Origin of the sequence: Streptomyces sp. BR123, assembly GCF_013401435.1 — a bacterium.
Lineage (GTDB): Bacteria > Actinomycetota > Actinomycetes > Streptomycetales > Streptomycetaceae > Streptomyces.
Genome location: NZ_JACBGN010000045.1, coordinates 24224 through 37387, shown reverse-complemented (window position 1 = coordinate 37387; position 13164 = coordinate 24224). Strand labels below are relative to the sequence as shown.

General features: G+C 70.0%; 14 protein-coding genes. 7 read left to right on the top strand and 7 right to left on the bottom strand.

Going from position 1 to position 13164, the window contains the following annotated elements; translation table 11 throughout:
* Positions 1-396 precede the first annotated feature (396 nt).
* From HYE82_RS10560 to HYE82_RS10550, 3 genes are all read left to right on the top strand, one after another.
* Entirely contained in the window at positions 397-1008 is a 612-nt protein-coding gene (locus tag HYE82_RS10560) for a GPP34 family phosphoprotein (protein WP_179173709.1), read from the top strand.
* 225 nt (positions 1009-1233) lie between these two features.
* On the top strand, positions 1234-1665 hold the full coding sequence (locus tag HYE82_RS10555) for a VOC family protein (RefSeq protein WP_179173708.1): 432 nt from the start codon (positions 1234-1236) through the stop codon (positions 1663-1665).
* A gap of 288 nt (positions 1666-1953) precedes the next feature.
* Positions 1954-3057, top strand: coding sequence for a PP2C family protein-serine/threonine phosphatase (locus HYE82_RS10550; protein WP_309144267.1), 1104 nt, complete (start codon positions 1954-1956; stop codon positions 3055-3057).
* Positions 3058-3156: 99 nt separating this feature from the next.
* Here the strand turns inward: HYE82_RS10550 and HYE82_RS10545 are convergent, their stop codons facing one another.
* The 4 genes from HYE82_RS10545 to HYE82_RS10530 all read right to left on the bottom strand — a co-directional run bounded on the left by HYE82_RS10545 (position 3157) and on the right by HYE82_RS10530 (position 6278).
* Positions 3157-3846 carry a hypothetical protein gene (locus HYE82_RS10545; RefSeq protein ID WP_179173706.1) on the bottom strand — a complete coding sequence of 230 codons (690 nt, stop codon included), beginning with the start codon at positions 3844-3846 and terminating at the stop codon, positions 3157-3159.
* A gap of 344 nt (positions 3847-4190) precedes the next feature.
* A complete protein-coding gene (locus HYE82_RS10540) occupies positions 4191-5264 on the bottom strand; it encodes a hypothetical protein (RefSeq protein WP_179173705.1) in 1074 nt (357 codons plus the stop codon).
* A 213-nt stretch (positions 5265-5477) separates the two neighbouring features.
* Positions 5478-5723 (bottom strand): hypothetical protein, encoded by a 246-nt coding sequence (locus tag HYE82_RS10535; RefSeq protein WP_179173704.1) that lies wholly within the window; start codon positions 5721-5723, stop codon positions 5478-5480.
* 57 nt (positions 5724-5780) lie between these two features.
* The gene (locus tag HYE82_RS10530) at positions 5781-6278 is read right to left on the bottom strand and encodes an RICIN domain-containing protein (protein ID WP_179173703.1); all 498 of its coding nucleotides are present in this window, start codon (positions 6276-6278) and stop codon (positions 5781-5783) included.
* A gap of 26 nt (positions 6279-6304) precedes the next feature.
* On the opposite strand from HYE82_RS10530, the gene HYE82_RS10525 reads away from it, so the two are divergent.
* From HYE82_RS10525 to HYE82_RS10510, 4 genes are all read left to right on the top strand, one after another.
* Positions 6305-6469 carry a hypothetical protein gene (locus tag HYE82_RS10525; RefSeq protein ID WP_179173702.1) on the top strand — a complete coding sequence of 55 codons (165 nt, stop codon included), beginning with the start codon at positions 6305-6307 and terminating at the stop codon, positions 6467-6469.
* Between the two features lie 142 nt (positions 6470-6611).
* The gene (locus HYE82_RS10520; RefSeq protein WP_179173701.1) at positions 6612-7700 is read left to right on the top strand and encodes a sensor histidine kinase; all 1089 of its coding nucleotides are present in this window, start codon (positions 6612-6614) and stop codon (positions 7698-7700) included.
* A complete protein-coding gene (locus HYE82_RS10515) occupies positions 7697-8323 on the top strand; it encodes a response regulator transcription factor (RefSeq protein ID WP_179173700.1) in 627 nt (208 codons plus the stop codon). Before HYE82_RS10520 ends, HYE82_RS10515 begins: the two co-directional genes overlap by 4 nt.
* 578 nt (positions 8324-8901) lie before the next feature.
* A complete protein-coding gene (locus HYE82_RS10510) occupies positions 8902-9306 on the top strand; it encodes a transglycosylase SLT domain-containing protein (protein ID WP_179173699.1) in 405 nt (134 codons plus the stop codon).
* Positions 9307-9551: 245 nt separating this feature from the next.
* Here HYE82_RS10510 and HYE82_RS10505 read toward each other — a convergent pair whose 3' ends face one another.
* From HYE82_RS10505 to HYE82_RS10495, 3 genes are read right to left on the bottom strand one after another with little or no spacing between them, the layout of a single operon-like run.
* Positions 9552-10316, bottom strand: coding sequence for a hypothetical protein (locus HYE82_RS10505; RefSeq protein WP_309144266.1), 765 nt, complete (start codon positions 10314-10316; stop codon positions 9552-9554).
* Positions 10300-11910 (bottom strand): VWA domain-containing protein, encoded by a 1611-nt coding sequence (locus HYE82_RS10500; protein ID WP_309144265.1) that lies wholly within the window; start codon positions 11908-11910, stop codon positions 10300-10302. The genes HYE82_RS10505 and HYE82_RS10500 overlap by 17 nt, the downstream gene beginning before the upstream one ends.
* Entirely contained in the window at positions 11907-13151 is a 1245-nt protein-coding gene (locus HYE82_RS10495; protein ID WP_179173698.1) for a hypothetical protein, read from the bottom strand. The genes HYE82_RS10500 and HYE82_RS10495 overlap by 4 nt, the downstream gene beginning before the upstream one ends.
* Between the last annotated feature and the right edge of the window lie 13 nt (positions 13152-13164).

Below are 13164 nucleotides of genomic sequence, written 5' to 3'. Positions count from 1 at the left end.
CGCCCGCACGCCCGCCGCCGACGTCGCAAGGCCCCGCCGCCGCTCCCCTCCAGGGCCGCCGAAGCAGTACGTGCAGCTCAGCCCCGGCGGTCAAGGCCCGCGACGTTCGGCAACCTTCCTGGCCAGGTCCCCGGGTCTGGAAGCCGACCGGAGTGCGGCCACGGCGCGCCCGTGGGGGCTCAGGCCGGCTCGGCCCGACATGGCTGAGCCGAGGGCGGGTTCCGTCGCGGTGAGCTGTCCGCCGGTGGTCTGATGCGGGCCAGGGGCGGCTGCCGTCGGTCGTGCGTCCTCGGAGGGATACTGATCGTCACGGCCGCCGCCACCGCGCCCGTCCGGAACGCGGGTCGGACAGTCGGCGGCGCACACCATGGTCGATGTCTGCGACGGGAGTCGTACATGAGCACCGCGAAAGACCTGTTCATCATCGCGATGGACCCGGAGTCGGAGCACCCTGTGGGACAGGGCGACCTGTCGCTCGCCCTCGCTGGAGCGGAGCTCATCGACCTGATCGGGGCGGGGGCCGCCACCCTGGACGGCGACCGCATCGTGCCGGGCGAGGCTCCGGTCCCCGCCGATGGCCTCCTGGCCGAGGCGGCGTCGGCCCTCACCCGCCGGACGCCCTACGAGCGGGTCGAGGACTGGTTGTGGCGGCGGGGCCGCGACCTCGCCGCTGCCTATCGGGCCGCCCTGGAGGAGGACGGGCAGCTCACGCGCACGCGCGGCGGCCGCTCGCCGTTCCGGGCCGACCGTGTGGAACCGGCCGACACGCCCGACCGCCGGCGTGCCGTCGACCGTCTGGAACGGAACGAGCCCGTCCTCGCCGTCCTCGCCTCGGCCGTGGGTCTCGACGACGGACGGTCCGGGGCCGAACCCGAGCCGGACCCCGGCGACGAGGTGGTGACGACCGTCCTGGCCGTCGTCCACGACGCGGTGATGGAACTGGAGGCCGTACGCCAGAGGCGGTCCCTCGAGAGCGCGGCCTTCGCCAACGTCTGGCGCGCACCCTGACACGACCGTCGGCGGGGTGTCCGGTGCCGCCCACGGTGGGGAAGGCGGTCGCGGCCCGCGGCCGCGGGCCGGTCCGGAACGGCGGGCAACCCCGTGGTGGCACCGACACCGGTTCCCGGCCTGCGACCGCACGGCCCAGCAGCGGCACGCAAGGGCCTTCCTCCCGCCGACATGCGCACTCCGAGCGGGAGATGAGCACCCGAACCCCCCTGCTACGGTGGGCCGATGGCATCGATCAAGCAGTTCCAAGTCACCTTCGACTGCACAGAACCTGAGCGCGTCGCTCGCTTTTGGTGTGAGGTGCTGGGATACGTCGCACCGCCGCCGGAGGGCTTTGCCACGTGGGACGAGTTCGATCGCTCACTGCCCCCTGAGGACCGGGGTTCCTGGTTCGCGTGCACTGATCCCTCAGGTGTGGGCCCGCGGCTGTACTTCCAGCGCGTTCCCGAAGGCAAGGCCGGCAAGAACCGGCTGCATCTGGACGTGCGGGCCGGCACCGGACTCGTGGGTCAAGAGCGCCTGGCCACGCTGGAGGCCGAGTGCGCACGACTGGTCGCGCTCGGTGCGGTACGCGTGCGGCTCCTGCCCGCCGATGACGAGAACGAGTCGTGCATCCTGATGCAGGACGTCGAGGGCAACGAGTTCTGCCTCGACTGAGCATCCTCGGAGCCGGCGGGGCGGGGAGGCCGGCAGGGCGCCGGCGGCGAGCCGGCCGGCGAGGGCCGGGGCGAGGAGGAGGGCCCGCCCGCGCCGGCGGCCTCTTTCGAGCTGACCGGGCGCATGCAAGGCCGCCTGCGGAGGCTCACCCGAGCACGAGCGGCAGGTCCCGCCACAGTCAGATGCGTACTGTGCCCCGATATAGTGCCTTCTGTGATCAGGCCAAGACGGTCGAGCCGCCGACGCCCTCTCCATGGCGGTCAGTGGGATGCCGCCCTGCTCTCACCGGTGATCGTTACCGTCCTCATCACCGCCTTGGCGTTCTCCACACCGAGGGAGTTCGCCTTCAGCCGCCTCCTGCCTGCCGCACCCGCCCTCGCTGCCGCGATGTGGCCCGTGCTCCCCACCGTCTTGCTGGGGACGTTCTGCCTGCTGATCATGATCGGCCTGAGCTTCGCCTACACCGACCTGGGGACCCCCTACACGGCGGCTGCGATCATCGCGGTCACCTTGGCGGCCGCCTACGCAAGCCATGTCCGGCTCCAGCGGGAGAAGACGCTCCTCCATGTCCGGCTCGTCGCCGACGCGGCCCAGAAAGTACTGCTGCGCCCACTGCCGCACCGCATCGAGGACGTCGAGATCGAGGCGCTCTACCTGGCGGCCCAGGAGCAGGCCCGGATCGGCGGAGACTTCTACGAAGCAGTCGGCACCCCGTTCGGGGTCCGGCTGCTCATCGGCGACGTGCGCGGCAAGGGCCTGTCCGCGGTGGGGACGGCCTCAGCGGTGACCAACAGCTTCAGGGAGGCCGTGTACGACGAGCCCGACCTGAGGGGCGTCGTCCATCGCCTGGAGGCCAGCATCTCCCGCCACAGCTCGGCGTTCCCCGCCCTGGACCTGCCGGAGCGCTTCGCGACCGCTCTCATCGCCGAGATCCCGCACGGCGGAGGCCGAGTCAGGATTCTCAACTGCGGACACCCCCCGCCCCTCCTCGTACGACGCGGCCAGATCCGTGTCGTGGAGCCCACCATCGCGTCTCCGCCCCTCAACCTCGCCTCGCTCATCGGAGACCACTACTGCGTCGACACCCTCGTCTTCGCCCCGGGCGACCAGCTGCTGCTCTACACGGACGGTGTCACGGAGGCCAGGGGGCGTGACGGCGAGTTCTTCCCACTGCCGCAGTGGATGCGCCAGCAAGGCCCGACACCGCCCCGAGACCTGCTCGACCGGCTTCATCGGGCCCTGGTTCGCTACAGTGACGGAAGGCTCGACGACGACATCGCGGTGCTTGCCGTGCGGTGCGCCACCGTCCAGGCCCGGGAACAGCCCGGACGGGCGTCGGGAAAGCAGTGGTCGGACTCGCAGACCGGAAACCGGCCCTGCAGCCCGGAATGACAGCCCCCGCGGCCGGTGCACGATCACGGTGAGCCGGGTTCCCGCTTCGGCCGCGGCCCGCCGACGCGGTCCGGCAGTGGATGGCCGGGGCCTTGCGTGCTACTGCGACCGGATCCGCCGGACCACCACCCTCAGCCTCGCCAGCGCCGCCGCGGTTCCGGCGGCGACGGGAACGAGAGGCCAGAACGCGGGGCGGTTCCCGAAAGCCGCGCACACGATGAGCACGAAGACGGCCGCCACTGCGACGAGGAAGCCGAGCACCCAGGGCCCGGACCTGTCCTGCCGCTCCAGCCGCGCCCGGCCGTCACGGCAGGCCAGGTGCGCGCAGGCGGCCACGGCGAGGGCGATCAGATACCCCATGACCAGGGGGTACAGCACGAACAGTGGGATGTCCCACCCGCCGGCGTGCCAGCCGGGCCACACGTCACGCCCGTCGACTTCCACGACCCGCCCGTGCCACAGGCCCGCCGTCACCCGCTGTCCCTCCCGAAGGCCGTGTGCGGCAGCGTCCGGGACGCCGTCCACCGTCGTCAGCTCATCGCCGACACGCAGTTCGACCGTGTACTCGGTGTGAACGATCCAGTTGCCGCTGCCGCCGTCCTGGCCTCCGCCGGCTCTCCCCGACTCCGTGTGCGACGTCAGCTTCGAGACGGTGGCCTCGGCCGTGCGCAGCGAGCCGTTCGACCGCGCGAGTGCCACGGCCGTCTCCTCATACGTGCGCACGGCGAGAAGCAGGATCAGGGCAGCCATGACGAGGCGGAACACCGCGCTCACCACACGGGCTCCCACCGTCCGGGTCCTCCTCGGGTCCGGTCCCGTCAGTGCGGCCGCGTCTCTGGTCGGTTCCTCCATCCCACCCCCCACCTTCACTGCGGGGCCAGGCGAAAGCCGCCCCACAGGAACACACGCCGCGCATGTGCCCATGGTTGCGGGCCGATCGAGTGCACCGGAGCGTTGCACGGCACGGCACAGCTCTCATGCGCAGTGCGACGCCGTGCCCCGGTGCTCGGTCGGCCGGGTCGCCTGGTCGACCCCCGCCACAAACGGTGCTCGAGCGCCCGCCCGCCGGGACCACACGCGGGCGGGCGCGGCCGACAGGGTCGGCCACGGACGGGGAAGGAAGGCGTCGGCGCTTACCGCCAGATGACGGCCCGCCAGCGAACCGGCCAGTTCTTCGAGCTGCCCACGTTGCCCGCAACACTGCCGGTGGCGTTGATCGCGATCGGCTGCGTCCTGTCGACGCCGGCGGGAAGGGGGAGCGCGGTGACCCGTCCTTGCGCGTCCCATGTCACGGCACGCTCGTCGGAGGTGCCGACGCTCGTCCCCGCATCATTGATGCCCTTGACGAAGGCTCGGCCCGTGCCACGCAGGACTTCGAGCTCAGTGGTGTCGTTTCCGTCCCATCTCACGGCGCGGTCTTTGACGTTCGCCACCACGACGTCGACGTTGTTGCCGGTCGCTGAACGCGCCCCCTCGCCCTGGGACGGCAGGGCCTTGACCTTCTTCCCGAGTGAGGCACGGACAGCCTTCCACGCCCCGGCCTCGTCGGTCGCCCGGCCGATCACCGTACCGCGGTCGTTTATCGCGGTCGGCTCGCTGTACGAGCCCCCGAGCGAGCCGAGGTCATGGACTCGGCCCGCGATGTCCCAGCGTACGGCTCGGGTCTTCTCTCCGGGCACGTACACGTAGCCGGCGATCTCGCCCCACTCGTTGATCCCCGTGGCCATGCCTCCGTCCGCCTGCGGAGGCAGGCGCAGGACGGTCGCCCGGCCGTCGGCGCCCCAGCGCACGGGGCGCGTATGACTGTCCGTCGAGAGATGCCCGACGGCCACGCGGGAGTTGTTGATGTCCTGGGCCTCGCCGTTGACGTAGCCCGATGGCTGCTCAAGCCGGGTGAGAACACCTGACGCGTCCCATCGGGCGGCATGCCGTACACCGTCCGGTGCGGTGGTGAATCCGGCCACGGTGCCGTCTTCGACGATCTTGACCGCGTGGCCGCCCTTCCCTCCGCCGACGGCCTGCAAAGGGGTGAGGGAGCCATCGGCACCCCACCGCACGAGATAACCGTCCTGGTTCTCGTCCAGGGAGAGCCCCACGACATCCCCGGCGTCGTTCACCGCCTGAGCCGAACTGTTGGTGTGGCCTGCCAGAAGCGGCAGTTCGTACATCGAGACGCCGGCGTCGGAGGACGCGGACGGTGCCACCATCACGGACAACATCGCGGAAAGGACCACGGGTATCAAGAAGATCTCCCCTGTCTTCTCGGACTGATACGGCGCCGGACCCCGAAAGGGCCCGGAGAAAACGCTTCGTGAAGGACTCGGCGGTCGAGGCCGACGGTGTGGGGGCATCAAGGACGGCAGACGCCGGGCCTCGATGCCCCACCTGCCGGATTCCGGCAGTCGGCGGTGTCGTCGAGGCTAGAGGAAGACGTACAGAGCCCAGCCCTTGGCGCCCTTGTAGACGCAGCCGTGCTCCCCGACGATCATGGAGCCTGCTTCATAGCACTCCTCGCTGGTTCCGTAGTACCCGACGAGTATGGGCGCCGTTGCTGCGACGGCCGTTTGCTTTGCGGGGCCGACCGGGGTGGCGGCGGAGGCGCTGTGCACGCCTCCGAGAAGCGCCAGTGCCAGCACGGCGCCGGCGGTCCAAGCGTGGGTACGCATATGTCCTCCCTGGTTGATGACTGCTTTGCCGACTTCGACGTCGGCTTCTCGGCAAGCTCAGGCGGGCAGGCGGAACCATGCCTGTGTGCCGCCGTGGTTGCAGACGTGCTGCCGGACCTCGCGTCGGCTGCCCCCGCCGGCCCCGGCGTCGTCCAGGCACAGGCCCGTCGAGGCGTTCTTCATGACCACCGCGCCGCCGCCGACGTCGACCAGTTCCCAGCGTTCGAGGGTGCCCCCGCCGCAGAACTGCTGCGTGGCCAGGGAACCGGCCCAGTTGCCGTGGGCGCTGACACACTTGCCGGAGTGGCGGGGCTGCAGCCGGGTGGTGGTGTCCGCACCGGTGAACTGCGAGACGAACTGCTGATTCAGAGCCCGCTTGCAATCGAATTGCTGAATGACTGCATTCGTGTACTGCGATTCGCCCCGGACGTCCAGGCATTTTCCGGTGACGGAGTTGAGGTACTGGTGCGCGCCGCCGGGAACGGCCGCGGGCTGAGCGGCTTGCGCGGAGGTGATGCCTCCGGCAAAGCAGGCCGAAGCGGCGGCCAGGGCCAAGGCGGCCGAGCGCAGACGGAACACGGATGATCGCACCACAGGAACTCCAGATCCTCATCATCACTTCGGCGGTCACAAGAACGGCAGACGACGTGCCGGCCGAGACCGGCATACCTGCCGAGTCGCGCGCGGTTGTTGTCGTCGTGTCCGAGGACAGCCTTGACGCCAAGAAAAGTAGTGGGATCCACTGAAGGCTCGGCACCCGTCCATTTGGGCGGGTTGCGGCGGGGGACTGCATGCCACGGGGGGGACATGGGGGTACAACGTGCGCGGAGGTGGGCCGTCCTGGCCACAGGGCTCTTCAGGATTGCGCACCTCGTCTACGCGACCAGCGTGGTCGTCAAGGATCCGTACGACATCCGGGCCCTTGCACTCCTCGTCGCAGTGGGCGTCATCACGGTGGTCTTGTACGCGTCGGCACTCAGACATGGCCGGTTCGCTCCTCGCCTCGTCTGGGCCGATGTGCTGGTGACCGGCTGTGCGCTCCCTTGGATCGCGGTCGCCGCGATCTCTGAGGGGCCGGCCGTGGAGCCGCATGGCTGGCTGATGGTTCAGGGGCTGTCGGCCGCTACGGCCGCCGTTGTAGGCCTCAGCTGGCGAGAGGCGGTCCTGTCGGTCGCCCTGCTGTTGACGACATCCGTGACCGTTCACCAGGCGGTGCCGGGGTCGGAGTGGACGGGAGTCCTTGACCACATCGGCGCAGTGCTGGTGGTTGTGTTCTGGACCGGTGCGGGCTGGTGGTACCTGTGGCGCGAGGGATCCATGATGGACGCCGCGCAGGAGCGGGTGGTCGCCACCGAGGCCGCTCTGGCACGGCAGGCCGAGCGGACGACACATTTTGCGGCGCTTCACGACACCGTGCTCGCCACCCTGACCACCATCGCCGGCGGACAGGTCGACGCCAACGCACCGTCCGTCAGAGACCGTTGTGCCCGCGAGGCGGCTTACCTGCGGCGGCTGGTCCAGCTCGGAGACACCCCGCCGCATCACGAACGCGTCCACAACGCGGAGCGCGGGCCGCTCGTGAAAGGCGCAGCGAACACCGGGGCCGTCCTTGAGGAGGCCGTCCGCTCCGCGGAAAGTCTGGGACTGACGATCCTCGCGCAATACCACGCTGTGCCGGACCTGCCCAGGGAGGTCGCCGAATCCCTGGCCGCCGCAGTGACCGAGGCGTTCAACAACGTGCGCAGGCATGCGGGAACGGACCTGGCCTACCTCACTGTCGTCGGAGGCTCGGCGGGGGTCGAGGTGACCGTAGCCGACCAAGGCATCGGCTTCGACTCCTCCAGGGCCGGCCACCGCGACGCAGGTACCGGACTACGCCGTTCCATACACGGCAGACTGGCCACCGTCGGAGGCTCGGCAACCGTGGACAGCCGGCCCGGTGAGGGCACCGTGGTCGAACTGCGGTGGCCGAAATGATCGAGATCGCGGTGGTCGACGACGACCGGATGCTGCTGGACGGGCTGCGTGCCTGGCTGTCCCGCCAGGAACAGCTGCGCCTCCTCGGGACCGCGGCCACGGTCGCCGAACTGCTCGCCGGGCCCGCGCGGCGAGCCGAGGTCGTGCTCCTGGACCTGATGCTGCGGGACGGAACCGTGCCGGAGACGAACGTGCGACGCGTACGGGCAGCGGGGAGCAAAGTCCTGATCATCAGCACGGTGGCCGACCGTGCCAGGGTCGTGGCGGCGGTGGCGGCCGGAGCCGCGGGCTACGTGACCAAGAACCACGCCCTGGAAACCCTCGTCGAGGCCGTCAGAACCGTGGCTGCCGACGGCACGGCCCATTCCCCGGAACTTGCCTTCGCCTGGGCCAATGACACCAGTCCGACCCGGCCGCACTTGACGCCCCGGGAACGGGAGGTCCTGCGCGACTACGCGTCCGGACTGACCTTGAAGGCCACCGCCCGCCGCGCCGGGATCAGCGTCAACACGGCGAAGTACTACCTGGACCAGGTGAAGGAGAAGTACCGCCGGGCAAACCGTGCAGCGTACACGAAAACTGAACTGGCCCAACGGGTCCATGAGGACGACTTGTACTACTGACCGCCGGCGCGGCGGAGCCGCCCGACGCCGGTGGGGCGGAGAAGCCCTGGACGGCCGCGAACTCAGCCGGCAGTCGGCCTCGCCGTCCCTGCGTACTCGTCCGGTGCGCTCCGTCGTCCCTGGCCGACGCTGTGGCGGGCCGAACAGAAAGCAGCCGCGACACGGCTTCCTCCTTCGATTCCTGGGCTATCCGGGCGCCGGTCGGCTTCTCATGGGGGTACGAGTAATCACAATCGGTGAGATTCCGCCGCCCCTGAGGTGACTCGCCCCATAGGAGCCACATCACATACGAAGACGGCTAGTAGGTTTCGAGCCCCGGGGGTCCTCGAAGAGTGCTCCCTGCCTGTACGGATTCCTGCCGGTTCGTCGACACGACACGCTGACGGTACCCTCCTGCGAGGGCCTGTAGTAGACGGGGGGCTTTGCCAGGGCGGCGGCGGCCTGGCTAACTGGTGTTGTCGCCGAGGCGGCCGGGGCGCACAGCCCCCCGCCGGGACGAACCCCTCTGCTTCGCGTGAGTGGCTCACGCATGTCTTCGGCATGCCGCGACCGACCTCGTTCCCTACGGAAGGCTTTCCGTGTCCCACTCCGTCATCCGCCGCATCGCCGCTTCTAAGAAGACCCTCGCGGGTACCGTGATCGGCCTTGCCGCCGCCGGTTCCATGCTGGCCGCCGTTCCGGCCCAGGCCGCCCCCACGAGCGCCAAGGCGATCGCCCAGCAGATGATCAAGGACCCGGCGCAGTTCGCGGCCTTCAACAACATCGTTTCCCGCGAGAGCGGCTGGGACCACACCGCCACGAACGCGTCCTCCGGCGCGTACGGCCTGGTCCAGGCCCTGCCGGCGTCGAAGATGGCCTCCGCCGGTGCCGACTGGAAGACCAACCCGGCCACCCAGATCAAGTGGGGCCTGGACTACATGAACGAGCGCTACGGCTCCCCGGTCGAGGCCTGGAACTTCTGGCAGACCCACCACTGGTACTGAGCCACCAGCGGGTGGCAGGCGCACGCAGACGCTCGGCCGGGACTTCCCGGCCGAGCGTCTTTCGCGTACGTGGCCGCTGCAGCCGCCGAAAGGCAGCCTCCCTGGTACCGGGATCCCCACCATCCACGCGACGCGAACCCGTCCGGTGCACATGCCGAAAACGTCGCCCGGCCGTCTTCAGAGGAGAAACCGCGCCACCCGATGCGGCGTGGCCGATCCCCTCCGGCCGGCGGGCACGCGGTGTCCTATTGGAAGATCGCCATTGCCTGGACCTCCAGAACCCCTTCGTCCGACTTCCATTCCTGGACCTTGCCCAGGCAGTGGGCCGAGAAGGTGCCCTGCGGGACCTGGATCCGCAGTCCCTCCGTGGCGCACGTGAGGCGGACGCGAGGCTCCCCGGAGGGGTCGGCCGTGTCTCCGTAGGGGGCGAGGAAGACGGTGGAGCCGGCCCCCTCCGCCTCGTTGCCGGTCGTGCGGAACCGGCCCCGGATCAGGACGAAGCCCTCGATGTCGCCCAGCCGGACGGAGCCCTGCGCGGCGGAGGCCGTCCGCAGCAGCGAGGTGCTGCGTGTGACGGACCGGCTCGGGAGGTCGACGTGGACGATGACGTGCTTGTCCTCCAGAACCTTCATGATCACGCCGATCACCGAGATCGGTTCCGCGACCTCCATATAGCGGCTGACGATCTCCTTGTTCTCCTTGTGGCCGCCGTCCGCGCCGACACCGAAGACCTTCGCGCGCATGGTGCCGTCCTTGCCCTCACTCGTGCGCTGTTCGACCTCCTTGCGCAGGGCGGCCGTGTAGCCGCTCATCTGGTAGTGGTCCATCACCGTCTTGTCGTGCAGGTAGAAGCAGATGCCGTCGGTGATGCCCCCGGCGGCAGCCCGCCGGGCGCGGAAAAGCCGCACCGACGCCACTGCGAGGAGCGCCGCGAGGCCGGCAAAGGTTGCCGCCCACAGCAGCATCCAGGGCCACCAGACGGCCCACCATGCTTCACTCGTGACACCCACGGATCTCCTTGAAGGCATTGAGAAGGGACTGCCCGGTGGCATCGGCCATGTGCCCGCCGGTGGCCTTGGCGGCCCGGTCGAGCTCCCGTGCGTCGGCCTCGCCGTACCGGACGGTGTACGTGCGGATCGCACGGGCGGCCGGCGGGAGGGCGGCGTACCGGGCGAGGAAGGTGTCGAGGCTGATCCCGGCATTGTTCTCCCCGTCCGTCATGAGCACGATCGAGACGCGCTGCCCGGGGACCTTCGCCGCGGCGTCGGCCGCCGTCCGGTAGGCGTGGTCCAGGGCCGACCACACGGCGGTGCTCGTGTCGAAGCCGTCGTCTGCGACCATGCCGCGCAGCCGCTCCAGATCGGCCGGTCCCGTGTACGTCACGCTGCGCTCGTCCAGTACGCGGCCGCCGAAGCGCACCACCGTGACGGTCTCGCCGACGTGGAACCGGGTGAACTTGCCGGATCCGGAGTCGTCGGCGCCGCTGAGTCCGTTCATCGTGGCGCGGAGGTTCGCGTTCCGCTCGCCGCGCATGGACCCGGAGAAGTCGAGCAGGAAGATCACCCGGGTTGTCCCACCGCTCTTCGCGCTGCCGTAATCGGCCAGCAGGCGGTCGACGACCGCCTGGCTGTCGGGGAAGTAGAGCGCGTTGCCGAGCGGGGCGCGCAGGCCGGGGACGCGGGTGATGTCGGGGTCGACCGGTCGCCGCAGCGTACGATCCATGATCTTCTGCTGCACCGGTCCGCTCCGGAGCCAGGACGCCAACCGGTCGTATGCGTTCCGCTTGGCCGGGTCGAGCAGCATGAGCGGGTAGTCGGACAGCACAATGCCGTCCTTCGGGTAGACGATCTCCAGGGGAGTGCGCAGGGTGCCCGCGCGGTTGAGGGAGAGCAGCTCGGATTCGTAGGTGATCAGGGCGTCGAGGCCCTCCTCACCCCGTACGTACGCGTCGGCGAGTTGCCCGGAGGAGTCCTCGGCCAGCGCGTGTCCGGCGAAGAATCCGCGCAGCCGGTCGCAGGAGACGTCCTCGGGGCGAAGCGCTTCGCCTCTGCCCGCGGCGGCGGTCGCGACGCCCACCAGCGCGGAGAGTCCGCTGTTCGACCTGCGGGGGTCGGCCATGGCGTACTTCAGCGTGCCGGCCGCCGCGGCGTCGGCCAGGTCCGCCCAGGACAGCTGTCCGTCGGGGGTCGCCTGCCGCAGCCGCTGCGCCACCCCGGGCTTCATGCCGACGACGACGGGGGAGCGCATGATGCTCGTCGACAGCGGGCCGTCCACCTGCCGTCCGCTCTCCTTCCGCAGCAGCTCGAAGGGGCGGGAGGAGGAGAGCCAGGCCACGTCGTGCCGGTAGCGGTCGGAGGTCAGGGAGGCGGCGGCTTCGACGGTGCCCTGGTAGTCCATCGTCAGCGTGATGCCGGTGTCCCGGCGCAGGTCGTCGAACAGGGGCTGCATGTCGGCGAGTTCGGAGCTGGCGAGCACCCGCAGGGTCACCGGCTCGCCCCTGCCGGGGGAACAGCCGGGGAGCGTGGCCAGCACCCACAGGCAGGCCAGCGTGAGTGCGGTCAGGGCCCTGCGGCGCCGTCGGCCCGGGTTGCCGCGCGCGGTCACTGTGCCGCATCCGGAAGTTGGGCGGGAGGGCAGTCGCCGACGATGGAGATCATCTGCTCCAGAAAGCGGATCCGGGGTATGGGGGAGCGGGTGTTGTTGCCCCGCAGAGCCGGCACCGGGACCCTCCGCTGGCGCAGGAAGTCCGACAACTGGTCACCGGCGACCTCGCCGGCCGGGTCCAGGATCCGGAAGCCCAGCTCCATCGCACGCCGGCGCAGCGCCGGGTCGCTGACCATGAGTTCGCCGAGCCGGTCGCCCTCGCCGTTCAGGGCGATGAACTGCGGCTGGGTCACGAACTGGGTGGAGGGGTACAGCAGCACCCGCTCGGAGTCGAGCCGCTCGGACTCGGCGCGGTGCCGTACCTGATAGGTCAGGTACTGGTGCTCGTACGCCACGACCACCGGGGCGATCCCCTTCCCCTCAGGCGAGAGGTACGTCTTGAACACGTCGGCGGCGGGCAGGCCCTGCTCCATCAGGTGCTTGACGGACTGTGCTCGGCTGCTGGCCTCCTGATCCGTGGAGGGCACGTCGGGACCGTTGCCGCGCCAGGTGTAGGAGACCAGCGCCAGGTAGGTCCCGGCCGAGTTGGAGCCGCACACGTCGGGGCTCTGTGCGAAGACCCGGTTGGTGTTGGAGATCCCGTGCCGGTCGATGCCGAGGTCGCTCCAGCGCTGGCCCTTGTCGATGCCCTCCAGGAACTTCTGCATGTCCAGGGAGTAGTAGAGCGGCTGGTCCGATCCCTCGGCGGGCAGCGGGGTGGCGATGCCGGCGTCCTGCAGGGTCTCGGCGTACTGCCGGTAGGTCGCGAGCACGATGGGGCTCATGAACGGGCGCTGGACCTTGGCGTACTGCCCGGCCGCCGAGCGCACCCCGGTGATCAGATCGCCGGCCGGCTGGCCGGAGGGGAACACGAAGTCGAAGGCGCCGAGGTCCCGCAGGGCGACCTCGCGCGAGCCCGTATTGGTGATGTGGACCTTGATGCGGTGCTTCAGCAGGATCCGCTGGACTTCCTCATCCTCGAAGAAGTCCCGTTTGGAGGCCATCTTGCCTTCGAGGACGACGACCCGCTCGAAGGGCAGCAGCAGGTTGCCCGACACGGCCAGCGCGGAGATCCCCGTCAGCACTGCAGCCAGCGCGGGCAGGAAGAACAACAGCAGGCCACGCCGCGACCATGCGCCGGACGCCCGGCCCCGTACGGCCAGGCGCGGCTCCTCGACGACAGGTCTCTCCCCGACAACCACGCAAGCCCCCAGC

Coding starts and splice junctions, on each gene's coding strand:
- HYE82_RS10555 (WP_179173708.1), top strand. CDS start 1,234: ATGGCATCGATCAAGCAGTTCCAAGTCACCTTCGACTGCACAGAACCT.
- HYE82_RS10525 (WP_179173702.1), top strand. CDS start 6,305: ATGATCGCACCACAGGAACTCCAGATCCTCATCATCACTTCGGCGGTC.
- HYE82_RS10540 (WP_179173705.1), bottom strand. CDS start 5,264: ATGGTGGCACCGTCCGCGTCCTCCGACGCCGGCGTCTCGATGTACGAA.
- HYE82_RS10535 (WP_179173704.1), bottom strand. CDS start 5,723: ATGCGTACCCACGCTTGGACCGCCGGCGCCGTGCTGGCACTGGCGCTT.
- HYE82_RS10515 (WP_179173700.1), top strand. CDS start 7,697: ATGATCGAGATCGCGGTGGTCGACGACGACCGGATGCTGCTGGACGGG.
- HYE82_RS10560 (WP_179173709.1), top strand. CDS start 397: ATGAGCACCGCGAAAGACCTGTTCATCATCGCGATGGACCCGGAGTCG.